This is a genomic window from Phenylobacterium sp. (assembly GCF_013822795.1).
Classification (GTDB): domain Bacteria; phylum Pseudomonadota; class Alphaproteobacteria; order Caulobacterales; family Caulobacteraceae; genus Phenylobacterium.
Genome location: NZ_PNLB01000009.1, coordinates 1 through 22,004, shown reverse-complemented (window position 1 = coordinate 22,004; position 22,004 = coordinate 1). Strand labels below are relative to the sequence as shown.

Annotated in this window: 26 protein-coding genes and 1 other RNA gene; 13 read left to right on the top strand and 14 right to left on the bottom strand. The window is 67.2% G+C overall.

Annotated features, from left to right (window positions below):
- Positions 1-164: 164 nt before the first annotated feature.
- Positions 165-543: RNase P RNA component class A (gene rnpB / locus C0481_RS09660), an RNA gene on the bottom strand.
- A gap of 34 nt (positions 544-577) precedes the next feature.
- Positions 578-1,900 carry a cytochrome P450 gene (locus C0481_RS09655; protein ID WP_293403073.1) on the bottom strand — a complete coding sequence of 441 codons (1,323 nt, stop codon included), beginning with the start codon at positions 1,898-1,900 and terminating at the stop codon, positions 578-580.
- A gap of 87 nt (positions 1,901-1,987) precedes the next feature.
- Between C0481_RS09655 and C0481_RS09650 the strand changes: the two genes are divergently transcribed.
- Entirely contained in the window at positions 1,988-2,614 is a 627-nt protein-coding gene (locus C0481_RS09650) for a TetR/AcrR family transcriptional regulator C-terminal domain-containing protein (protein ID WP_293403071.1), read from the top strand.
- A 135-nt stretch (positions 2,615-2,749) separates the two neighbouring features.
- Positions 2,750-2,974, top strand: coding sequence for a hypothetical protein (locus C0481_RS09645; protein ID WP_293403069.1), 225 nt, complete (start codon positions 2,750-2,752; stop codon positions 2,972-2,974).
- A gap of 166 nt (positions 2,975-3,140) precedes the next feature.
- Here the strand turns inward: C0481_RS09645 and C0481_RS09640 are convergent, their stop codons facing one another.
- The 4 genes from C0481_RS09640 to C0481_RS09625 form a co-directional block, all read right to left on the bottom strand.
- Complete coding sequence (locus C0481_RS09640) at positions 3,141-3,908, bottom strand: SDR family oxidoreductase (RefSeq protein ID WP_293403067.1); 768 nt, start codon at positions 3,906-3,908, stop codon at positions 3,141-3,143.
- 86 nt (positions 3,909-3,994) lie between these two features.
- On the bottom strand, positions 3,995-4,510 hold the full coding sequence (locus tag C0481_RS09635; protein WP_293403065.1) for a GNAT family N-acetyltransferase: 516 nt from the start codon (positions 4,508-4,510) through the stop codon (positions 3,995-3,997).
- Positions 4,507-5,232, bottom strand: coding sequence for an N-acetylmuramoyl-L-alanine amidase (locus C0481_RS09630; protein WP_293403063.1), 726 nt, complete (start codon positions 5,230-5,232; stop codon positions 4,507-4,509). The genes C0481_RS09635 and C0481_RS09630 overlap by 4 nt, the downstream gene beginning before the upstream one ends.
- Complete coding sequence (locus tag C0481_RS09625; protein ID WP_293403061.1) at positions 5,229-6,122, bottom strand: DMT family transporter; 894 nt, start codon at positions 6,120-6,122, stop codon at positions 5,229-5,231. Before C0481_RS09625 ends, C0481_RS09630 begins: the two co-directional genes overlap by 4 nt.
- Before the next feature lie 107 nt (positions 6,123-6,229).
- Here C0481_RS09625 and C0481_RS09620 point away from each other — a divergent pair, with 107 nt between their 5' ends.
- Positions 6,230-6,811, top strand: coding sequence for a gamma carbonic anhydrase family protein (locus tag C0481_RS09620; RefSeq protein ID WP_293403059.1), 582 nt, complete (start codon positions 6,230-6,232; stop codon positions 6,809-6,811).
- Here the strand turns inward: C0481_RS09620 and C0481_RS09615 are convergent.
- The 4 genes from C0481_RS09615 to C0481_RS09600 form a co-directional block, all read right to left on the bottom strand.
- On the bottom strand, positions 6,808-7,236 hold the full coding sequence (locus C0481_RS09615) for a VOC family protein (protein ID WP_293403057.1): 429 nt from the start codon (positions 7,234-7,236) through the stop codon (positions 6,808-6,810). The genes C0481_RS09620 and C0481_RS09615 overlap by 4 nt on opposite strands.
- 80 nt (positions 7,237-7,316) lie before the next feature.
- Positions 7,317-8,351: an aldo/keto reductase gene (locus tag C0481_RS09610; RefSeq protein WP_293403055.1), complete on the bottom strand. Its 1,035-nt coding sequence runs from the start codon at positions 8,349-8,351 to the stop codon at positions 7,317-7,319.
- Between the two features lie 177 nt (positions 8,352-8,528).
- The gene (locus C0481_RS09605; RefSeq protein WP_293403053.1) at positions 8,529-9,674 is read right to left on the bottom strand and encodes an acyl-CoA dehydrogenase family protein; all 1,146 of its coding nucleotides are present in this window, start codon (positions 9,672-9,674) and stop codon (positions 8,529-8,531) included.
- An 85-nt stretch (positions 9,675-9,759) separates the two neighbouring features.
- On the bottom strand, positions 9,760-10,962 hold the full coding sequence (locus tag C0481_RS09600) for an acyl-CoA dehydrogenase family protein (protein WP_293403051.1): 1,203 nt from the start codon (positions 10,960-10,962) through the stop codon (positions 9,760-9,762).
- A gap of 221 nt (positions 10,963-11,183) precedes the next feature.
- Here C0481_RS09600 and C0481_RS09595 point away from each other — a divergent pair, with 221 nt between their 5' ends.
- Entirely contained in the window at positions 11,184-11,915 is a 732-nt protein-coding gene (locus tag C0481_RS09595) for an endonuclease/exonuclease/phosphatase family protein (protein WP_293403049.1), read from the top strand.
- On the opposite strand, the gene C0481_RS09590 is transcribed toward C0481_RS09595, so the two are convergent.
- On the bottom strand, positions 11,902-13,359 hold the full coding sequence (locus C0481_RS09590; RefSeq protein ID WP_293403047.1) for a phospholipase D-like domain-containing protein: 1,458 nt from the start codon (positions 13,357-13,359) through the stop codon (positions 11,902-11,904). The two genes, C0481_RS09595 and C0481_RS09590, sit on opposite strands and share 14 nt — an antisense overlap.
- A gap of 146 nt (positions 13,360-13,505) precedes the next feature.
- On the bottom strand, positions 13,506-13,823 hold the full coding sequence (locus C0481_RS09585; RefSeq protein ID WP_293403045.1) for a hypothetical protein: 318 nt from the start codon (positions 13,821-13,823) through the stop codon (positions 13,506-13,508).
- Positions 13,824-13,996: 173 nt separating this feature from the next.
- On the opposite strand from C0481_RS09585, the gene C0481_RS09580 reads away from it, so the two are divergent.
- The 3 genes from C0481_RS09580 to C0481_RS09570 all read left to right on the top strand — a co-directional run bounded on the left by C0481_RS09580 (position 13,997) and on the right by C0481_RS09570 (position 15,292).
- Positions 13,997-14,419 carry a PaaI family thioesterase gene (locus C0481_RS09580; RefSeq protein ID WP_293403043.1) on the top strand — a complete coding sequence of 141 codons (423 nt, stop codon included), beginning with the start codon at positions 13,997-13,999 and terminating at the stop codon, positions 14,417-14,419.
- A 19-nt stretch (positions 14,420-14,438) separates the two neighbouring features.
- Positions 14,439-14,657, top strand: coding sequence for a DUF1289 domain-containing protein (locus C0481_RS09575; protein ID WP_293403041.1), 219 nt, complete (start codon positions 14,439-14,441; stop codon positions 14,655-14,657).
- Between the two features lie 131 nt (positions 14,658-14,788).
- A complete protein-coding gene (locus tag C0481_RS09570) occupies positions 14,789-15,292 on the top strand; it encodes a TIGR02281 family clan AA aspartic protease (protein WP_293403039.1) in 504 nt (167 codons plus the stop codon).
- Here the strand turns inward: C0481_RS09570 and dusA are convergent.
- Entirely contained in the window at positions 15,236-16,270 is a 1,035-nt protein-coding gene (gene dusA, locus C0481_RS09565) for a tRNA dihydrouridine(20/20a) synthase DusA (RefSeq protein ID WP_293403037.1), read from the bottom strand. The genes C0481_RS09570 and dusA overlap by 57 nt on opposite strands.
- Positions 16,271-16,414: 144 nt before the next feature.
- Here dusA and C0481_RS09560 point away from each other — a divergent pair, with 144 nt between their 5' ends.
- The 5 genes from C0481_RS09560 to C0481_RS09540 all read left to right on the top strand — a co-directional run bounded on the left by C0481_RS09560 (position 16,415) and on the right by C0481_RS09540 (position 20,109).
- A complete protein-coding gene (locus C0481_RS09560; protein ID WP_293403035.1) occupies positions 16,415-17,008 on the top strand; it encodes a GbsR/MarR family transcriptional regulator in 594 nt (197 codons plus the stop codon).
- Positions 17,001-18,428, top strand: a complete 1,428-nt coding sequence (locus tag C0481_RS09555; protein WP_293403033.1) for a cytochrome ubiquinol oxidase subunit I — start codon at positions 17,001-17,003, stop codon at positions 18,426-18,428. Before C0481_RS09560 ends, C0481_RS09555 begins: the two co-directional genes overlap by 8 nt.
- Complete coding sequence (cydB, locus tag C0481_RS09550) at positions 18,425-19,426, top strand: cytochrome d ubiquinol oxidase subunit II (RefSeq protein ID WP_293403031.1); 1,002 nt, start codon at positions 18,425-18,427, stop codon at positions 19,424-19,426. The genes C0481_RS09555 and cydB overlap by 4 nt, the downstream gene beginning before the upstream one ends.
- Complete coding sequence (locus tag C0481_RS09545) at positions 19,426-19,542, top strand: DUF2474 domain-containing protein (RefSeq protein WP_293403029.1); 117 nt, start codon at positions 19,426-19,428, stop codon at positions 19,540-19,542. The genes cydB and C0481_RS09545 overlap by 1 nt, the downstream gene beginning before the upstream one ends.
- A gap of 93 nt (positions 19,543-19,635) precedes the next feature.
- Positions 19,636-20,109: a DUF411 domain-containing protein gene (locus C0481_RS09540; protein WP_293403027.1), complete on the top strand. Its 474-nt coding sequence runs from the start codon at positions 19,636-19,638 to the stop codon at positions 20,107-20,109.
- Here the strand turns inward: C0481_RS09540 and C0481_RS09535 are convergent.
- On the bottom strand, positions 20,106-21,515 hold the full coding sequence (locus tag C0481_RS09535; protein WP_293403025.1) for an XRE family transcriptional regulator: 1,410 nt from the start codon (positions 21,513-21,515) through the stop codon (positions 20,106-20,108). The genes C0481_RS09540 and C0481_RS09535 overlap by 4 nt on opposite strands.
- A gap of 146 nt (positions 21,516-21,661) precedes the next feature.
- Between C0481_RS09535 and C0481_RS09530 the strand changes: the two genes are divergently transcribed.
- The coding region (locus tag C0481_RS09530) for a carboxyl transferase domain-containing protein (protein WP_293403330.1) at positions 21,662-22,004 on the top strand (343 nt) is incomplete at its 3' end.

Here is a 22,004-nt window from a genome sequence, read left to right as displayed (position 1 = left end):
ATCAATTGGGAGACAATGACTCCAGGGTGCAATTTCGGGGAATCTCAAAGAATTTGAGCCTCAACCGCATGCATCCACAGGCGACATTCACAGAACATACAGCGAACTTCATAAGTATAGCCGCCAGCCCTGTGGGCGGCGGTGGATAAGCGGGGACGGAAGTACGGACCAGACGGCCTATAAGCCGGGTTCTGTGCCGCCCGCGAACGGGCGCGACGATCATTCCTCTGGACCGTCCATTGCTGGACGGTTCTCGCGACCTACCCGGACGCCTCAGGCCTATGACAGCCCTACCCCTTGCGGGGCGCGGAATCCCTATTCGGTCTTGCTCCGGGCGGGGCTTGCCATGCCGTCCCTGTCACCAGGTCCGCGGTGGGCTCTTACCCCACCCTTTCACCCTTACCCCGGTCGAAACCGGGGCGGTCTGCTCTCTGTGGCGCTATCCCTGGGGTCGCCCCCGGCGGGCGTTACCCGCCGCCATGTCATAGTGGAGCCCGGACTTTCCTCGACTGCGTGAGCAGCCGCGATCGCCCAGCCGTCTGGTCCGCGCGCTAAGTGGGCCGCCCCGCGGCCGCGGTCAAGCACCCCGCGCCATCAGCTCCATCCCAATTCGTCCCATTGGCCGCAGCGTCATCCGCGGCTTCATGCCGACGCCGCCCGCATCGACCAGCGTCAGGCGGTAGCGACGGGCGATCTCGCAGAGCGCCGTCACGGCCTCGGTCATGGCCAGCGAAGCGCCGATGCAGACCCGCGGCCCGGCCCCGAACGGCAGGTAGGCGTAGCGCTCCGGGCGCTCGCCGGCGAAACGGTCGGGATCGAAACGCTCCGGATCGTCCCAATGGTCGCGGTGGCGATGCACCACCCAGGGCGCGACGCAGACCAGCGCCCCCTTCGGAATGCGTACGCCGCAGATCTCGTCGTCCGCCCTCGCCTGCCGCAGCGGGATGCGAGGAACCGGCGGGAACAGCCGCATCGCCTCCTCGATCACTTGGCGCGCATAGGCCGGCGGCGCATCCGGCGAGGCGTCGAGCGCCGCATGCAGCCGCGCCTCGATCTGCGGATGCAGGGCCAACAGGTACCAGGTCCAGGTCAGGGCGACGGCGGTGGTCTCGTGGCCGGCGATGAAGATGGTCACGAACTGGTCTCGCACCTCGCGGTCGCTAAGCGTTGCGCCGGTCTCGGTATCGCGCGCGGCGATCAGCCGGTCGAGCAGGTCGCCATGCCCCGGCGCGGCCCGGCGCTCGGCGATCAGCCGCGATATCCAATCATCGAACACCGCGAACCGGGCCCCGATCTCCCGCTCGCGGCGGCGCGCGCGGAGCTGCATCAACCCCGGCACGAAATCGGCGACGCCGAACCGCTCCAGCACGGCCTCGGCTGAGCGCAGCGTGCGCTCCATGACCGGGCCCAGGTCGTCGCCGGCCGCGGAAAACATCACTCGCGCGATGATCTTCAAGGTCAGCTCACCCATCGCCGCGGAGACGTCGATCACCTGGCCCGGCCGCCAGCCGTCGACGAACTCGCGCGCGGTCGCGGCGATGGTGGGAAGCGCGGCCTCGACGCTGCGCGGATCAAAGGCCGGCGCCATCATCCGCCGATGCCGCCGCCAAGTCTCGCCCTCGCTGGTCAGGATCCCCTCGCCGAGGAAGGCCTCGAACAGCCGGCTCTGCATCGCGGCCTTCGGATAGTTGTCGGCCGCATCCAGCAGCACGCGCTTCACGCCCTCCGGCGCGCTGACCAGGAAGCTCGGCCCCAGCGGACTGCGCTGCTGAAAGACCGGCTCGACGAAGGCCGCCTGCGGGATCACGGCAAGGGTGTTGCCTCGAGCCACCTTCAGGGCCTGCAGCAACGGCAACGGACGCGGCGGCGGGATCGGAGCCGGCGGCAGGGGCGGCTGCATGACCACCTCCAATTTAACGGCGTTAAATGAACGTTAATCCGACACGTCGAACTTTACAATGTTAAATAAACCCGGCCTCCTCGCCTCATGCCCCGCAAACCCGGCCCACAACTCAGCCGTGACGACGTCATCCAGGCCGCCGCGCGCGTCCTGCAGCGCAACGGTTATGATGGCCTGACCATGCGCGCGGTCGCCGCCGAGCTGAACGTCAAGGCGCCGGCGCTCTACTGGCATGTGCGCAGCAAGGAGGACCTGTCGGTCCTGCTGTTCGACCACCTGATCTCGGACCTGGACTACGGCGCGGCGAGCGGCGACTGGCGCGCCGACCTGCGCCGCATGGCTCAGGCGCTGCGCACGCGGCTGGTCGAGACGCGGGACATCACCCGCCTGTTCCCTGACGACTACAGCTCGGGGCCCCGGGCGGCGCGTCCGCTGGAGACGTCGCTGGGCCTGCTGCGCCAGGCTGGACTGCCGGGTCCAGACGCCCTGATGGCCTACGGCGTCGCCCTATCGTTCATCGTCGGCTGGGCGCGGTTCGAAGCCACGCGGCGAGCACAGGCCAGGCCCACGGACACCGCCCCCGCTCCCATGCCCAATCTGGCCTGGGCGCTGGCCGGCGGGCCGGTCGACCCCGAAGCCGGCTTCGAGTTCGGGCTTGACCTGCTGATCGCCGGGCTTGAGCGACGCCTTGCGGATCACGCCGCGCGCGCCTAGCTTCTCCGCAATCGTCCGGAAGAGGATGCCTACGTGTGTGCTGTGATCGATTGAGGCCGTGAGACCGCTGGGCTGAGCCCCGCACTCCCCGCTGCGCCCAATGGGCGCGAGCGCCTCATCTCGACTGGACACATCATGCCGAAATCAAAAGAACCGCGCGCGCCGGCGCATCATCCGGAATCCGCCCACGAGCCGACCGCCGCCGAGCGCGCCCGCGCCATCATCGAGCAGCAACTGGCCAAGAAGCAGCACGGCCACCAAGGCCTGAACGGCGGCAAGGCCGGCGGCGTGCACAAGCCTGGAAAGGGCGGCTGGTCCCCGGCCCCTATCCGCCCCGGCGGGCGGGGTAGACGGGGCTAGGCCCAAGCCGTGTCATCCCGGTTTGCGAAGCAAGACCGGGACCCATGAACACCGGATGGAGCAGGACGCGGCGCAACCGCGCCCCATCTCAGGGATCAGGCGACAATGGGGCCCGGTCTTCGGCCTAAGGCCGAAACCGGGATGACACGTGGGGCTTTAGTCGCCCCTAGAACTCGGCCGAACCGCCATCGCAGGGCACAACCGTCCCGGTGGTGTAGGCGCTGGCGCGGCTGGCCAGGAAGATCGCCACGCCGGCGATGTCCTCGGGCGTGCCGATGCGGCCGCGCGGGTTCGACTTGGCGATGGCGTCGCCGGCACGGGCCAGGGTTGCAGCCATCATGTGGCTCTGGAAGGGACCAGGCGCGATGGCGTTGACCAGGATGTGCTCGGGAGCCAGGCGCTTGGCCAGGTGGCGGGTCAGCATGATGCAGCCGGCCTTCGAGGTGGAATAGGCGTAGGTCTCCAGCGCCGGCGGCTCGATGCCGTTGACCGAGGCGATGTTGATCACTCGGCTCGGGTTCTCATGCGTGGCCGCAGCGCGCAGTTGCGGCAGCAGCTTCTGGGTCAGGAAGAAGATCGACTTCACGTTCAGGTCGACGGTCTTGTCCCAGCCGTCTTCCGGATACTCGTCGATCGGTGCGCCCCAGGTGGCCCCGGCGTTGTTGACCAGGATGTCGAGCTTGTCCTCGCGCTCGGCCAGCGCCGCGGCCAGGCCGGTAATGCCGTCCATGTTGGACAGGTCGAAGGGCAGCGAGATGCAGGTCCCGTACTTCGACAGCTCCTCGGCCAGCCCGTCGCAGACATTGGCCTTGCGCGAGGAGATGTAGACCTTGGCGCCGTTCTCGACATAGCCGCGGGCGATCATCTCGCCGATGCCGCGGCTGCCGCCGGTGACCAGGGCGACCTTGCCCTCAACGCTGAACAGGTTGCGCATCGAATACGTCCTCAATTTCGAAATATGGGTATGACGAAGGGCGAAAAACTCGTGACGCGCAGTGCTGCCGGGCGTCGCGCCAGCCGTCAAGCCGGCGTCAGCAGCAGTCCCATGGCGATGTCGTCCTCGAGCCGCCCATCGGGCGTCCGCACGCGCTGGACGAAGCGCCCCTCGATCACGAAGCCGAGCCGCTCGTAGAGCCGGATGGCGTCGATATTGCCCTCACGCGCCATCAGCTCGATGCGGCTGACCTGGGGCGAGAGCGCCCGCGCCGCATCGAACAGGGCCGCGAATAGAGCCCGTCCGACGCCCCTGCCCTGCTGGGTCGGGTCGACAGCGATCGTCAGGTCCGAAAGTACATGAGCGAATTGATCCGGCCCGATACGCGAGGCGTGGATCTCGCCAGCCAGCCGCCCGTCGATCCAGGCCCCCAGGGTCACGCCGCCCGCACGCGCCTTGGCCAGGAAACCTTCGACATAGGCCAGGTCCATTTCGTCCGGCCGCCGCGCCAAGCCGCCCGTACCGGCGGCGGCGGCGCGATAGAGCGCCAGCACCTGCGCGGCGTCCTCGCCCCTCGTGGCCCGAATGAGGGGCGCGCTCACGCGCCCGCCGCCGCCCGCAGCAGGGCGATCAGCCGCGCGCGGGTCATGCCGTCGGCGACACCGTCGACCTTCTCCGGACGCCAGTGACGCTGGAAGGCGCGCACGATGGTGGTGGTGTCGGCGTCGTACTTGCCTGAGGGAGCGCTGGCGTAGCCAAGCCGGGTCAGCCCGGCCTGCAGCGCGAACACCCCGGCGCTCTCCTCGCCCTCGGAAAGCGAGGCGCCGGGCGCAGCGTCGGGCTCGGCCCACAGCCCGTGACCGGCCTGCGCCAGCGTCTTCCAAGGGAACAGCTCACCGGGATCGTCCTTGCGGGCCGGGGCGACGTCGGAGTGACCAACGATGCGGCCGTCTTCGACCTGCCAGCGGCTGCGGATATCGCCGAGCAGCTCGATCACCGCATCGATCTGGGCCTTCGGGAACGGGCGATAGCCCCACTCGTGGCCGGGATTGACGATCTCGATGCCGATCGAGCGGCCGTTGATGTCGGTTTCGCCCTTCCAGGACGCGACGCCGGCATGCCAGGCGCGCCGCTCCTCGGGCACCAGCCGGAACACCCGCCCATCCTCCTCGACGAGGTAATGCGACGAGACCTTGGACTCCTCGTTGCACAGCCAGGCCAGCGCCTCCTCGCCGGTCTTCATCCCCGTGTAGTGCAGGACGATGATGTCGGGCGGAACCTTGCGCTCGTTGAAGTTCGGCGAAACGGCTTCGATGAAGTTCATCCGGCGCGTCCCCGCAGGTTGAGCAGCAGCAGCATGATCTGGTTGGGCCTCATGGCGATGATCAGAACGCCCGCCAGCGCCACTGCGGCGCCGAAAGCCATGCGTGCGTCGAACGGGTCGTGGGTGATGGCGACTCCGAGGCCGATGGTGGCCAGCGGGGTCATCAGGGTCAACGGCGAGATCAGGTTCGCCTCATAGCGCTGGATCAGCCAGTAGTAGGCCGTGTGGCCGAACACCGAGACCACCAGGGCCGAGAAGATCACCGCGGCCCAGAACCGCCAGCCGATCGCCAGGCCCGCCTCGATCCCGCCGGGCTCGAAGATCAGCGACATCGGGATCAGCACGGCGGCGGAAGCCACGCCGACCCAGGCCTGGAACTGCAGCGGCTTGACCCCTTCCATCTGCTTCATCAGCACCGAGCCGAGCGAACCCAGCACCACGGAGACCAGCACGAACGCCAGGCCTCCGGTCAGGGTGAAGCCGTGTGGGTCCCACATGACCGCCAGGGCGCCGACCAGGGTCAGGCTGATGCCCAGCATGCGGCGGCGGTTCAGCCGCTCGCCCAGCAGCATGAACGACAGAAAGGTGGTGGTCGGCACCATCAGCTGACTCACGATCGCCGCCGACGACGGGCTGGCGGTCTTCAGCGCGATGAACATGAATGCGAACGACCCCGCCCCCATACAGACGGCGATCAGCAGCAGGCGCCAGAGCGGCCGCGGCGGATTGCGCAGCCATGGAAACACCGCGGCCGCGACGATGATGAACCGGACCGCCGCATAGAACAGCGGCGGGGCGTGCAGATAGGCCACGACGTACTTCGACACGATGTTGTTCGTCGCCCACAGCAGACAGACGAAGACCAGGAGGGCGAAGTCGCGAAGGGCCATGACCCTGGCGTTAGGCGCGGTTGGACCGCGTTTGGCAAGTGCGCGACTTGTCTGACGTTTGGGAAATCCCCGATTGTGGCGCCCTGTTCACTTCCGGAGTTCCAGACATGCCCGTCGCCCCCTTCCTCGGCCCCGACGTCCAAGACCAGGGTTCGGCCTGGATCGATCACTCGGCGCGGATCTTCGGCGCTGTGGAGATCGCGCCGGAGGCCTCGATCTGGTGCAACGTCGTCGTGCGCGCCGAGAGCCAGAAGGTGGTGATTGGACGGCGGACCAACATCCAGGACTTCGTGATGATCCACGTCGGCTCGGGCACGCCGACGATCGTGGGCGAGAACTGCTCGATCACCCATCACGTCACGCTGCACGGCTGCGATATCGGCGACAACTGCCTGATCGGCATCGGCGCGACGATCATGGACGGCTGCGTGGTCGGCGCGGGCTCGATCGTGGCCGGCGGCAGCTTCCTCAAAGAGGGTACCGTTATCCCGCCCAACTCGATTGTCATGGGCTCGCCAGGCGCGGCGACCAAGACCCGCGACAACAGCCGCGCCAACGCGATGAACGCCTTCCTCTACTGGCGTAACGCCCAGGCCTATGCGCAGGGCGACTACCGCCTCTGGTCGAAGGAGAGCTTCCGAGCCGAAATGGCCGCCGAGCACGCACGGCTGGCGGCCCTGTTCGGCTAGGCGTTCGCAGCTTCCGGCGTGGCGCCCTGCGCCATCGCCGCCTGGTCCATGAACATCACTTCCCAGACGTGACCGTCGAGGTCCTGGAAGCTGCAACCGTACATCGGGCCCATGTCCAAGACCGGCTTCCAGGGCTTGCCGCCCGCCGCCAGCGCCTTGCTGAGCAGGCCGTCGACCTCGGCGCGGCTGTCGGCGGACAGGCAGGTCAGGACCTCGGTCGCCTTGTGGGCGTCGGCGATGTCGCCGGTGATGAAGTCCTTGAAGCGATCGTGCTCCAGCAGCATGGCGAAGATGTTCTCCTCGATCACCATGCAGGCGGTGTTCTCGCTGCAGAACTGTTCGTTGAACGAAAAGCCCAGCGCGCCAAAGAACGCGCGCGACGCAGCCACGCTCTTCACGGGCAGGTTCACAAAAATCATCCGCATGGGGTGTCTCCTCCGGGGGTTGTCCACCCTAGGACGAACTCGCTCCCGCCGTCCCGACACCACATGCGAACTTTTTTCAATCAAACCGGCGGCGGGTTCACGGCCTTGAAGCCGCCCTCACGCCAGTAGGGGTAGTAGGGATAGGCGGGCGTCGCAGCGCTGGCGCCATCCAGTCTGGCGACCTGCTCTATCGTCAGGTTCCAACCGACAGCTTCCAGGTTCTCTCGCAATTGGGCCTCGGTGCGCGCGCCGATGATCACGCTGGAAACCGTCGGCCGCTGCAAAAGCCAGTTTATGGCGATCTGCGGCACGCTTTTGCCGGTCTCCGCGGCGATCTCGTCCAGCGTCTCGACGACGCGATAGAGGCGTTCGTCGTCAACCGGCGGGCCGAAGTCGGCGCTGTCGTGCAGGCGACTGACTTCGGGCAGCGGCTGGCCGCGGCGGATCTTACCGGTCAGGCGCCCCCAACCCAACGGACTCCAGACCATGGCCCCGACGCCCTGGTCGAGCCCCAACGGCATCAGTTCCCACTCGTAGTCGCGGCCGACCAGCGAATAGTAGGCCTGGTTCGCGACGTAGCGCGGCCAGCCATGCCGATCGGCGGCGGCTAACGACTTCATCAGCTGCCAGCCGGCGAAGTTCGAGGCGCCGACATAGAGCACCTTGCCGGCCCTCACGAGATCGTCGAGCGCCGAGAGCGTCTCCTCCACCGGGGTCGCGGCGTCGAAGGCGTGAAGCTGCAGCAGGTCGATGCGGTCGGTCTTCAGGCGCTTCAGCGCCGCCTCGACGCCGCGCGTCAGCCGTAGCCGAGATGCGCCGGCGTCAAACGGCCCCTCGCCCATCGGCAACCCGATCTTGGTGGAGATCAGCGCCCGGTCGCGCAGGCCCTGCAGCGCCGCGCCCAGGATCTCCTCCGAGGCGCCGTTGGAGTAGACGTCGGCGGTGTCGAAGAGGTTGAGCCCCGCCTCCAGGCAAATCTCGACCAGCCGCCGGGCCTGTACGGTGTCGGTGTCGCCCCAGGCGCTGAACAGAGGCCCCTGCCCGCCGAACGTGCCCGCGCCGAAACTCAGGGCGGGGACCTTGAGGCCCGACCTGCCGAGGGTTCTGTATTCCATGGTGGCTCTCCTTGCCGGTGAAGCATGGAGATAGCGGCGATCTCACCTGAGAATTAGCAGCGCAACAAGACTAGCATCTATGAATTGAAGTCACGCAAAGACGCCCACCGCCCACGAAAAACGGCGCTCCAGCAAGCTGAAGCGCCGTTCGACTTTCGCCGAATGGGCGGGGGCGATTTACGCCGCCGCGCCGAGGCTCAGGTTCTCGTAGCGGCCCAGGTGATGATCGGTCGAGCCGAAGGCGCTCTCGATCATGGTGGCGCGCTTGAAGTAGTGGCCGATAGCCATTTCGTCGGTCATGCCCATGCCGCCGTGCAGCTGGATGGCGTTCTGCCCAATGAACTTGGCCGCCTTGCCGATCTGCACCTTGGCCGCCGAGGCGCCCTTGGCGCGTTCGACGTCGCTGTCGGCCAGCTTGATGTTGGCCATGTAGGTCATCGAGATCGACTGCTCGAGGTTGATGAACATGTCGACCATGCGGTGTTGCAGCACCTGGAACTGGCTGATCGGCTGACCGAACTGCTTGCGCTGCTTGGTGTATTCCAGCGTGCCTTCATGCAGCTTGCGGAACACGCCGCAGGCTTCGGCCGAGGTGGCGACGATGGCCTCGTCGATCACCTTCTCGACCAGCGGCAGGCCCGCGCCTTCCGCGCCGATCAGCGCGTCAGCGCCGACCGACACGTTCTCGAAGGTGACTTCCGAAGCGCGGAAACCGTCGACGGTCGGGTAGTCGCGGGTGGTGACGCCCTTGGCGTTCTTCGGCACGATGAACACCGAGACGCCCTGGGCGTCGCGCTGGCCGCCGCCGGTGCGGGCGGTGACGATCAGGTGCGTGGCGTACGGCGCGCCGATGACCACGGCCTTCTGACCGTTGATGACGTAGCCGCCGCCGTCCTTCTTGGCGGTGGTCTTCAGGTCCTGCCAGGTGTAGCGGGCCTGCGGTTCGGCATAGGCGAAGGCGATGATCGTCTCGCCGCCGATGATGCCGCCGATCAGGTCGGCCGCGCCGGCGTAGCCCGAGTGCTTCAGGAAGCCCCCGCCGATCACCACGGTGCCGAGATAGGGCTCGACGACGAGCGACTTCCCGAGCTCTTCCATGATGACCATGTTCTCGGTCGAGCCGCCGCCCAGGCCGCCCAGCTCCTCGGCGAACGGCGCGCCCAGGATGCCCAGCTCTTCGGCGAAGGCCTTCCACACGTTCGGACGCCAGCCCGGCTCGGCCTTCAGCGCGTCACGGCGTTGTTCGAAGCTGTAGTGGTCGGCCAGATAGCTCGCGACGGTGTCGCGCAGCATCGACTGTTCTTCGGTGAAGCTGAAATCCATCTGGTTTCCCCGTGCATCACCCCGCCCGGGCGCTCCGGCCCAGGCGGGAAATAGGCGTTGTTATGTGACTTAAGACGATCGGCGCTTAGAGGCCCAGCACCATCTTGGCGATGATGTTGCGCTGGATCTCGTTCGACCCGCCGTAGATGGAGGTCTTGCGCATATTGAAGTAGTTGCCGGCCACGCCGTCGGCGTAGTCGGGGCCGATGTTGGCGTTGTGGCCGAGGTCACGCAGGTACGGCGCGCCGTAGTGGCCGACCGCTTCCAGCACCAGCTCGGTGAGGCGCTGCTGGATCTCGGTGCCCTTGATCTTGAGGATCGAGCTTTCCGGGCCCGGGCCCTTGCCGCTGCTTTCGCCGGCCAGGGTGCGCAGTTCGGTGAACTCCAGCGCCGTCAGGTCGATCTCCAGTTCGGCGACCTTGCGCTTGAAGAACGGGTCGGCCAGCAGCTTACCGCCGGCGTCCGACAGCTCGGTCGAGGCGATCTCGCGGACCTTTTCCAGGCCGCGCTTCGAGCGGGCGACGCCGGCGATGCCGGTACGCTCGTGGGCGAGCAACGCCTTGGCGCAGGTCCAGCCCTGGTTCTCGTGGAAGACGCGGTTCTCGACCGGCACCTTCACGTTGTCGAGGAAGACGTCGTTGACCTCATGACCGCCTTCGAGGGTCGTGATGCGGCGCACCTCGATGCCCGGGGTCTTCATGTCGATCAGCAGGAACGAGATGCCCGACTGCGGCTTGGCGTCCGGATCGGTGCGGACCAGGAAGAAGCCCCAGTCAGCGTGCTGGCCCAGCGTCGTCCACGTCTTTTGGCCGTTGACGATGTAGTATTCCTTGCCGTCGTCGCCGGTGACGCGCTCGGCCTTGGTCTTCAGCGAAGCCAGGTCGGAACCGGCGCCCGGCTCCGAATAGCCCTGGCACCACCACACCAGGCCGTCACGGATGCCCGGCAGGAACTGCTCTTTCTGCTCCTGGGTGCCGAAGGTGTAGATCACCGGGGCCAGCATCGAGACGCCGAACGGCAGGATACCCAGGGTGTCGGCGCGGGCCTGCTCTTCCGACCAGATGTACTTTTGGGTCGGGGTCCAGCCAGTGCCGCCGAACTCGATCGGCCACGACGGCGTCGCCCAGCCCTTCTTGGCCAGGATGCGGTGCCAGGAGAGATAGTCCTCCTTGCTCAGCTCTTCGCCGCGATCCTGCTTCTCGCGCAGTTCCTTGGGATAGTTCTGGGCGATGAAGCTGCGGGCCTCCTCACGGAAAGCGGCGTCTTCGGGCGAAAAATCGAGGTTCATAGGCGGCTCCCAGGCGCGAGCATTTACAGCGTATGTCGTTGGGCGCGGACCATACCCGCGTCGCGCGGCGATGTGAAGATGACGCTTACGTCAACGTCACATCAACTTATCGCGGTTCAGTTGGCGCCCGCCGCCCAACGCCTCTCGACTAGCGAACCTTCGCCTTGCGCCGGCGTTGGAGCCGTTGCGTCGCGCGTTCGCGGCGTGCATCCCTGAGCCCCATGCCGCGCATCCTTACCTACAACGTTCACCGCTGCGTCGGCACCGACCGGCGACTGGACGTCGGCCGCGTAGCCGAGGTGATCGCGCGGCTGGAGCCCGACATCGTCGCCCTGCAGGAGCTGGACGTCGGCCGCGCCCGCACCGGCGGCGTCGACCAGGCCCACCAGATCGCCCGGCGGCTGAAGATGGCTTTCCACTTCCACCCGGCCCTGCGGGTCGAGGAGGAGCTCTACGGCGACGCCATCCTGACCACCTATCCCGAGCGGATGATCCAGACCGGCCCCCTGCCCGGCCACCCGGCGATCCCGCGCCTGGAGCCGCGTGGCGCAGTTTGGATCTCCGCTGAGGTGGAAGGCCGGCCCGTCCAGATCATCAACACCCACCTGGGCCTCGTGCCCAAAGAGCAGCAGTTGCAGGCCGGCTGGCTCGCGGGTCCCGCCTGGCTCGGGCATCCGATGCGCCAAGGGGCGACCATCCTGCTCGGCGATTTCAACGCCACCGGCAGCTCTGTCGTCTACCGGACGCTGAACGCCAAGCTCAACGCCGCTCGACGGCTGTCGCCGCAGAAGTCGCCGACCTCGACCTTCCCCTCGGCCCTGCCGGTGCTGCGCATCGACCACATCTTCGTCAGCCCGGAGATCAAGGTCGAGAACGTGTTCGTCCCGTTCGACCCGCTGACCCGGGTCGCCTCCGACCATCTGCCGTTGGTGATGGACTTCAGCGTGGCATGAACCGCGTGTGCATCAGGTCCTCGGTGTAGAGCAGATCCCGCCGACGGGTGGCCCGCCAGGAGTCGGTCACCGAATACGGATCGCCGAGGTGATAGGTGGCGATGATCTCGCCCAGCGGCGTCTGCTTCATCGGCAGGATCGGCGACAGCCGCCCCTCGGTGTTCAGGAATTCGATCGCCGAAATCATCCCGCCGCGCTCGGACCTCGCCTTGGCCACCGCATCGCCGGTGCAACCCAGGAAGTGACCGATCAGCCGGTCGCGCAGCGCGCCGATTGTCCGCTCTTCGCCGCCGTCCTCGACCTGCACCCCCAGCTCGACCTCGGTGTCGAAGCCGCCTGAGCGGTTGTTGAGATTGGCCGAGCCAACGCGCGCCAGATGCTCGTCGATGATCGTCACCTTGGAGTGCACGATGATCTTGGTGCCCGCCGGCGTGGTCGGATACCACGCCCGGAACCGCCCGAAGATGTCGGCCGAACGCAGCCGCCAAAGCATGTTCGAGCGGGCGCGGTCCATGGTCAGCTGATCGAACCAGCTCGGGCTCTGGCCGGTCGATATCAGCACCACCTCCGGCCCGTCCGGCTCGGCCAGCCGCTTGGCCAGCGCCGCGGCGTACAGTGGCGAGGCGAAGTACTGATTTTCCAAGTAGATCACCGATTTCGCCGCCATGATCGACTCGATAGTCAAGCGGCGGATTTCGGTGACGCCGGGGCGTTCGTCCCAGGCCGGCTCGGTCCGCTGGATCGAGATGTCGACGTCGCTCAGGTGCGCCGGAACATAGGCGGGCCAGGGATCCTCGCCGGTCGGCTCGGGCTTGGGCAGCGCCTCGCCGGTCGCACGACGCCAGCGTTCACGCGCCAGGTCGCCAAGCGCCTCCGCGGCCGCGCCGTCGACCATCATCATCACCTCGTGGCGCGGGGCGTGATGGTGCTGGTCGGGCATGATCCGGCGCGGGTCGTGCTCCAGATGACCCGGAGTGTCCCAACGATCGACGCTGATGTCGCCGCCGCCGCAGAACGCCAGCGCGTCGTCGACCACCAGCACCTTCTGATGGTGGCAGGCGCCGAACGGCACATGATCATCCAGCCAGAACTTCACCCCCGTGCCGCGGAACCACTTGCGCGCCTTGTGCGGGAAGAACTGCTGGCTGGCGGCGATCGGCAGGGCCGACTTCCAGATCAGCACGCGGATGTCGAGGTCCGGCCGCGCCTTGGCCAGCGCCACGAGGATGCGGCCCACCTCATCGGGGTCAGCCGGGCCGTCGAAGCCGTCAGGAAACAGCCGCGCGCGCGGATCGAACCCCCAACCCAGCAGCAGCACCGAGCGGCGCGCCTTGCGCAACGCCTCGAACACCGCGGTGAAGTAGGCTTCCGTGTCGACCAGAAAGGCCGCTCGGCCTGCGCGTTCCTTGCGCCAGCACGTCTCGCCGGGCCTCAACAAATCCATTACCGACCCAATCGCCCAGCTACGACCTCCACCCATCAAAGCGTACGGCCAAGCCGGGTTCCGCCGCAAAAGAAAAGAGCGCCCGGCGGGGGGACGCGGGCGCTCAGTCTGGACGCGACTGCCGGGTGGGGACCGACAGACGAGTTCTATCCCTTATAGACTTGGCAGGGGCCGTTCAGCTCGGCGACGAGCCGCGCCTTGCGATCGGTGTTGTCGGTCTTGCCTTCACGCTTGGCCTTGTCGAACTCAGTCTTGCCGCGATCAGCGACGAAGGCGTTGCGGGTGCGGCCCTCGTTCTTGATGAAGGCGTCCATGGCGGCGGTGTCGACGGTGGCGATGCCGGACGCGGCCAAGCCACGGCAGCGGTTGGCCTTCAGATAATCGACGTCGCTGACGGCGGCCGCCGCAGAACCAGCCGCAGCCAGCAAACCAGCGGACGTCACGGCGATGGCGAACAGTTTCATGGCGTTACTCCCTCGAATTTCGATGAGGGGAAACTGCTCGCGGGGCCACGAACACTCAAATGAATTCCCGGCAATGATTAGTATTCGCAGATTAAATTAAAGTCATGATGCGCGACTTCTGCCAGAGAACATAAATATCTTGTAATGCTCCGCGAGCGACGCGAAGCTAAGGCATGACACTTTCGCTCAAGCTTGACGCCACTCAGGTCAACACGCTGCTTCGAGGCGCCTTCCCCGACGGATCGGACGCCCACTTCCCTCGGGTGACCGAGCTCGCGTCCGGACGGGCGCTGGTCGTGCGCGCCTATCATGACAGCATGCTGCGCCCTGGCCGGCTGGTCTCCGGCCCGACCCTCATGGGCCTGGCCGACACCGCAGCCTACGCGCTGATCCTCGCTCACATCGGCGACCAACTGATGGCCGTGACCAGTTCTCTAGTGATGAATTTCCTGCGTGGGGCCCAGCCAGGGGATCTTCACGCCGAGGCGAAGATGCTGCGGCTCGGCCGACGCAACGCCGTCTGCGACGTTCGGCTCTGGACCGAACATCCGGACCGGCTGGCGGCGCAGGCCACCGTCACCTACGCTATCCCCTGATCAAATCTCGCCTGGAACCATGACCGACACCCCTGCCAGACCGCCCGCCCCGATCAAGACCCCCTGCATCAAGGTGTGCGTCGTCGATGGCGAGAGCGGGCTCTGCCTCGGCTGCTATCGCCGCCTTAGCGAGGTCGCCGGCTGGGCCAAGCTGAGCGACGAGGACCGCACCCGGATCATGGCCGAACTGCCCTCGCGCCGCGGCCAGATCCGCCCAGAAAAGTTGGGAATGTTTTAACCTTAAACCTTTGCTGTAGTTAGGTTTTTGGCAAGCTTCGATTCACGCCTTGCAAACCCCGTCAGCGTAATGTCCGCGCCGAACAGGGCCGAAAACGGCCCGCGGTGAGCCGAAGCGGCGAGGTGTGGGACATGCTCAAACTGGCGATAGTGGCGCTTCTGGGCGCCGTGTCTGCGGTGGGTGCGGCCGAAGCGTTGAACACCTTCACCAATCCGAAGCCGGAACTGCGCGCAGCCCTCGCCATCGCGCCCCAGGCCGTGACGCACGCCCAACCCGCCTCGATCGCCAAGGGCGGCGACGGCCACTATTGGGCCGAAGCGGACGTCAACGGCTCGCGGGTGCGCTTCCTGGTCGACACCGGCGCCAGCGCCGTCGCCCTGACCCTGGCCGACGCCCAGCGCCTGGGCATCGCCACCGACAAGCTCGACTACAACTACAAGGTCGTCACCGCCTCGGGCGAGACCCGCGCCGCGGCCGTCACCCTTGGCCGCGTTTCGGTGGCTGGGGCCGCGCTGAACGACGTACAGGCCATGGTGATCGAGAGCGGGCTGGAAAGCTCGCTGCTCGGCATGACCTATCTAGGCCGCCTCGCCAGCTTCGAGGCCACGCGCACGGCGCTCATCCTGCGCCCGTAGGACTTCGGCCAAGGCTGCGTCGATCACGTCCATGCCGGCGCCGGCCTTCACCCCTTCGACCGTCAGCACCCGCCGCCAGGCGCGCGCGCCCGGCAGGCCGTGGAACAGGCCCAGCATGTGCCGGGTGATGGCCGCCAGATGCGTGCCGGCCGCCAGCTCGCGCTCCACATACGGCCGGTAGAGCTCGACCGCGCGGAAGCTGTCGATATCCTCGACATCGGCGCCGAACACCCGCCGGTCGACCTGCCCCAGCAGCGCGGGCGTGTGATAGGCTGCGCGCCCCAGCATCACGCCGTCGACGGCGTCCAGATGCGGCTCGGCCTCGTCCAGCGAGCCGATCCCGCCGTTGATCACGATGGTCAGGTCGGGCCGCTCACGCTTCAACCGGTGCACCAGCGGATAGTCCAGCGGCGGCACGTCGCGGTTTTCCTTCGGCGACAGCCCCTTCAGCCACGCCTTGCGCGCGTGGACGACGAAGAGCGACACACCGGCCTGCGCGCCGAGGTCGACCAGCTGGAACAGGCTTTCCTCCGGGTCTTGGTCGTCGACGCCGATCCGGCATTTGACGGTCACGGGGACCTTCACCGCCGCGCCCATGGCCGACATGCACTCGGCCACCAGCTCGGGCTCGCGCATCAGGCAGGCGCCGAACCGCCCGCTCTGCACCCGATCGGACGGGCAGCCGACATTGAGGTTGATCTCGTCATAGCCCTCGGCCTCGCCGATCTTCGCGGCGGCGACTAGGTCAGCCGGATCCGAGCCGCCCAGCTGCAGCGCCACCGGATGCTCGGCGGGGTCATAGGCCAGCAGCCGCTCGCGGTCGCCGTGCAGCACCGCCCCAGTGGTCAGCATCTCGGTGTAGAGCAGCGCCCGCGCCGACAGGGTGCGGTGCAGGCTCCGGCAGTGCCGGTCCGTCCAGTCCATCATAGGGGCGACGGACAGACGGTAGCTGTCGCGATGTTCGGTCTGGGTGGCCAATCGGGTCGCTCGGGGCTGTCTTCGGGGGCCACTTAGTACAGGGAGCGCTCGCTTTCCACCCGCGCGGCGTTCAGCCGCCGTCGAGGGCATTGACCCAGCGTCACCGATTTCCTAATTTTCAGAAATTCCTGAAAGTTCGTGAAAATGAATCTCCCTCCCCTCACCCAGGCCTTCGTCCTCCACTTCGGCGAGATGGGGAGCCGCTGGGGCATCAGCCGCACAGTCGGCCAGATCTACGCCCTGCTATTCCTAGCCGAGCAGCCGCTCAATGCAGACGACATCACCGAAAAGCTCGGCTTTTCCCGCTCGAACGTCAGCATGGGCCTGAAGGAGCTGTCGTCCTGGCGGTTGGTGAAGCTGCAGCACAAGCCCGGCGACCGGCGCGAGTACTTCTCGACGCCCGAAGACATCTGGGAGATCGTGCGCATCCTCGCCGAGGAACGGCGCAAACGGGAGATCGACCCGACCCTATCGATGCTGCGCCAGGCGCTGGTCGAGACGCCGGCCACCGAGGACGAACGCCACGCCCAGGCCCGGATGGCCGAGATGCACGGCCTCATCGAGCTCGTCACCCGCTGGTCGGAGGACATCCAGAAGCTCGAGACGCAGACCCTGATCCAACTGCTCGAGGTGGGCTCCAAGGTGCAGAAGGTTTTCGAGATCAAGGACCGCCTTAAGGTCGTCGCCGGCGGCAAGTCGCGCCGCCGCGCCAAGTCCGAGGGCCCGGCCGATGTTTGACGACATCAGCGCGCTCACCCTGGCGCGGGCCCAGTTCGCCTTCACCGTCTCCTTCCACTTCATCTTCCCGGCCTTCTCGATCGGGCTGGCCAGTTACCTGGCCGTGCTCGAGGGGCTGTGGCTGAAGACCGGCAAGGAGGTCTATCTCAACCTCTTCAAGTACTGGCTGAAGATCTTCGCCCTGGCCTTCGCCATGGGCGTCGTCTCGGGCATCACCATGTCCTACCAGTTCGGCACCAACTGGTCGGTGTTCTCCGACAAGGCCGGACCGGTGATCGGCCCGCTGATGGCCTACGAGGTGATGACCGCCTTCTTCCTGGAGGCCGGCTTCCTGGGCGTGATGCTGTTCGGCATGAACCGCGTGGGGCCCAAGCTGCACTACATGGCCACCCTGGCGGTCGCGATCGGCACCTTCATCTCGGCCTTCTGGATCCTCTCGGCCAACAGCTGGATGCAGACGCCGCAGGGCTTTGTGATGAACGCCGCCGGCCAGTTCGAACCGGCCGACTGGTGGGCCATCGTCTTCAACCCCTCATTCCCCTACCGGCTCGTCCACACCGTGCTCGGCGCCTATCTGACCACTGCGCTGGTGGTCGGCGCAGTCGGGGCCTGGCACCTGCTGAAGGACAAGGGCAACGCCGGGGCGCGGGTCATGTTCAACATGGCCATGGGCATGATCGCCGTGGCCGCCCCGATCCAGATCTTCGCCGGCGACATGCACGGCCTCAACACCCTGGAGCACCAGCCCGCCAAGGTCATGGCCATGGAAGGCCACTTCCAGAGCCATCCGGACGGCGCCCCGCTGATCCTGTTCGGCATCCCCGACGAGAAGGCGGCCACAGTCCATGCCGCGGTCTCGATCCCCAAAGCCTCCTCGCTGATCCTCAAGCATGACCCGAACGCGCCTTTGGCCGGCCTCGACACCGTGCCGCGCGAGGACTGGCCGCACGTCGACATCGTCTTCTGGTCGTTCCGGATCATGGTCGGCCTTGGCATGCTGATGCTGACCCTGGGCGCGGTGAGCCTGTTCGCCCGCACCCGCCGCAAGCTCTACGATTGGAGCTGGCTGCATCGCTTCGCCCTGGTCATGGGCCCGACCGGCTTCGTCGCCGTGCTCGCGGGATGGGTGACGACCGAGGTCGGCCGCCAACCGTTCACGGTCTATGGCCTGTTGCGCACCTCGCAGTCGGCCGCGCCGCTCGACGCGCCGGCCGTCGCCGCCTCGCTGCTGGCCTTCGTCGCCGTCTACTTCATCGTGTTCTCGGCCGGCACGGGCTACATCCTCAAACTGATGAGCCACGCGCCCCATCCGGGCGAGCCGGGCCTGGAGCCCGCCCCCGATCATCCGGTCCGCACCGCCGGCATCACCCCGGCCCCCGGCATCCCCGTCCACCGCGCCGGCCAGGGAGACGCCTCGTGAGCCTCGACCTCCCCTTCGTCTGGGCGTTCGTCATCGCCTTCGCAGTCTTCGCCTACGTCGTCATGGACGGTTTCGACCTCGGCATCGGCATCCTGTTCCCCACCTTCAAGCCTGGCCCCGAGCGGGACTCGGCGATGAACTCGGTCGCCCCGGTCTGGGACGGCAACGAGACGTGGCTGGTGCTGGGCGGCGGCGGGCTGATGGCCGCCTTCCCGCTGGCCTATGCGATCGTGCTGCCCGCCCTCTACGCCCCGATCATCGCCATGCTGCTGGCGCTGATCTTCCGCGGCGTGGCCTTCGAGTTCCGCTGGCGTGACCCGGGCCATCGCCCGTTCTGGGACGTCGCCTTCACGGCCGGCTCGGTGGTCGCCGCCTTCGCCCAGGGCGTGACCCTGGGGGCGCTGCTTCAAGGGATCTCCGTCGAGGGCCGCCAGTACGCCGGCGGCTGGTGGGACTGGCTGACGCCGTTCAGCTTGCTCACCGGCGTCAGCCTCGTCGTCGGCTACGCCCTGCTCGGGGCCACCTGGCTGGTCATGAAGACCGAGGGCGAAACGCAGTCCCACATGCGGCGCATGTCGGCCTGGCTCGGCGCCGGCACAGTGCTGCTCATCGCCGTGGTCAGCGCGGTCACGCCGTTCCTGGAAGGCGCCTACTACGAGAACTGGTTCGCCTGGCCGAGCGTCCTGCTCACCGCCCAGGTGCCGCTGCTGGTGCTGATCGGCGCGGTGCTGTTCTTCCGCAGCCTGCGCAAGGGCCACGAACGTTGGCCCTTCCTGCTGGCGCTCGCCCTCTTCGGGCTCAGCTTCGTGGGACTAGGGATCAGCATGTTCCCCTATGTCGTGCCCGGCGCAGTGACGATCTGGCAAGCCGCTGCGCCCGACTCCAGCCTGCTGTTCATGCTGGTCGGGGCGTCGGTGCTTATCCCGATCATCCTCGCCTACACCGGCTACTCGTACTGGGTGTTTCGCGGCAAGGTCGGCCAGGAGGGCTATCACTGATGGCCACGCCCTCTTCCTCGTCCTGGCGGCGGCTGGCCTGGTTTGTCGGCCTCTGGTTGGCCGGCGTCCTGACGGTCGGCGCCGTCAGCTACCTGATCCGCGCCTGGCTGCTGTGACCTGAGGGGCCCGCGCGCCCGGTGCGTATCTTCCCTGTGGGCGGGTCTCCCCCGCCTGCGGGGACCATCCTGTGAGTAATGGTGTTTGAGTTGATGAGTTCGTCGAACCCGGCCCCCAATCGGCGGCGCCTGCTGCTAGCGGCATCTGCCCTGCTGCTGGCGGCGGGCTGCGCCCAAGCCGCGCCGACCCGCGATCTGGTGGTCTACAAGACCCCCTGGTGCGGCTGCTGCAAGGGCTGGATCACCCACATGGCCAAGGCCGGCTTCAAGCCGACGGTGCACGAGGTCGAGGACCTCGCCCCGATCCGCGACAAGCACGGCATGCCCTTCGAGCTGTCCTCCTGCCACACCGGCCTGATCGGCGGCTATGTCGTCGAGGGGCACGTGCCGCCCGCCGACGTTGTGCGCCTGTTGAACGAGCGGCCCAAGGCGCTCGGCCTCACCGTTCCGGGCATGCCGATCGGCTCGCCCGGCATGGAAATCCCCAGCGGCCAGACCGAGGCCTATGCGACGCTGCTGCTGCTCGATCGATCAGGCAAGACCCAGGTCTTCGCCCGCCACGGCTAGCTGAGCGAGAACGGCACGATCGAGCGTTCCGTGCGCGACACGCGGAAGCTGCGGTCAACGGGCGGAAACGCCCGTTGCAGGCAATCGTCGCGCTCGCAGATCCGGCAGCTGACCCCGATCCGCGCAGGCGGCCCCTTCAAGTCGACCCCGTCGGAATAGACGATGGCGTCGGCGTACTCGACCTCGCAGCCCAGTCCCAGGGCGTAGCGCCGATCCGGCGTGCCGTGGCCGCCCGATCGCTTCAGGACGCTCCAGGCCAGGCACAGATAGCGCGCGCCGTCCGGCATCTCGGCCACCTGGGTCAGGATGCGGCCGTCACGCCCGAACGCCTCGTGCACGTTCCACAGCGGACAGGTGCCGCCGAACCGCGCGAACTGGAACCGGGTGGCGCTGTGGCGCTTGGTGATGTTTCCGGCCGGGTCGACCCGCACGAAGTAGAACGGCACCCCGCGCGCGCTGGGCCGCTGCAGGGTGCTTAGGCGATGGCAGGTCTGCTCGAAGCTGGACTGGAAACGCAGGGTCAGGGCATCGATGTCGTGCCGCAGCTCCTGCGCCGCTTGGCGGAACGCCTCGTACGGCAGCACCAGCGCCCCGGCCGCATAGTTGGTCAGGCTGATCCGGCAAATGTCGACCGCCGCCGGGCTGCGCAATTCCGACGCCTCCAGCTCGGCCTCGATGATCTCGCCCAGTTCGGCGGCGACCACATGGCAGGCCATCTGGAAGGTCCGGGTTTCGGCCGGCTGCGCCATGTTCAGCGTCAGTTCCCGCTTGCCGGGATCGTAGCGGCGCATCAGGTCGCCCTCGGCCACCCGCCGCACGGCGACCTGCAGCTTGTCGCGCAGATAGGCCTCCAGCGCCGACTCCAGCGGGATCTCCGGCGCCAGCCCGCACCGGCGGTGCAGTTCCTCGGCCGCCACGTCCAGCGCGTGGATGTAATTGTTCTTGTAGTGGAAGTAGTCGCGCACCTCCTCGTAGGGCAGCTGTGCGCTGGCCGCGACCGTCTCGTCCAAGGCCAGGGCCTCGTCGGTGGCGCTCAGCCGCTCGCCAGCACGACGGTGCGCGCGGTGCAGATCCAGATAGTGCCGCGCAAAGCTCGGCGCGTTGGTCACCACCAGCTTCAGCTCCGCCAACGACGGGGCCGGCGCCTCGGCGGCCGATTCCGCCGTCGCCTCGCGCAGGTCGGCGATCATCCGCTGATCGTCGTCCGCGTCGAGCGATGCGGCGTCCACATCGAACACTCGCATCATCGAGATCAGCACCCGGGCGGTGACCGGCCGCTGATTGGCCTCGATCTGCGAGAGATAGCTCACCGACAAGCCAAGCCTTGCCGCACAAGGCTCCAGCTTCCATCCCCGCGCCTCGCGCAGGCGGCGCACCTTCGGTCCGACGAACAGCTTTTGCGACATTTGCAACTTTGCAGAATGTGAATTTGTGAAGCGTGTTTTTCACAATAGCGCCTCTATTCACATGACGTCACCTGCCATGGCGCCTATCGCAGGTCCGCGCCTGCTTTCGATGGCGCTGCAGACCTAAGGCCAGGCCCGTGAATTCCATCGTCCGCAACCTCGCGCCGACGGGCGCCAAGCACATCCTTGAAGAGCTTGAGAAGCGCCGCGGAGAGGCGCGTCTTGGCGGCGGCGAGCGTCGGATCGCCAGCCAGCACGGCAAGGGCAAGCTGACGGCGCGCGAGCGGCTGGACCTGCTGCTGGACGAGGGCTCGTTCGAGGAGTTCGACATGTTCGTCGAGCACCGGGCGACCGACTTCGGGATGGCCGACAACAAGGTGCCCGGCGACGGGGTGGTGACCGGCTGGGGCCGGATCAACGGCCGGCTGGTGTTCGTGTTCTCCAAGGACTTCACGGTGTTCGGCGGCTCGCTGTCGAACGCCCACGCCC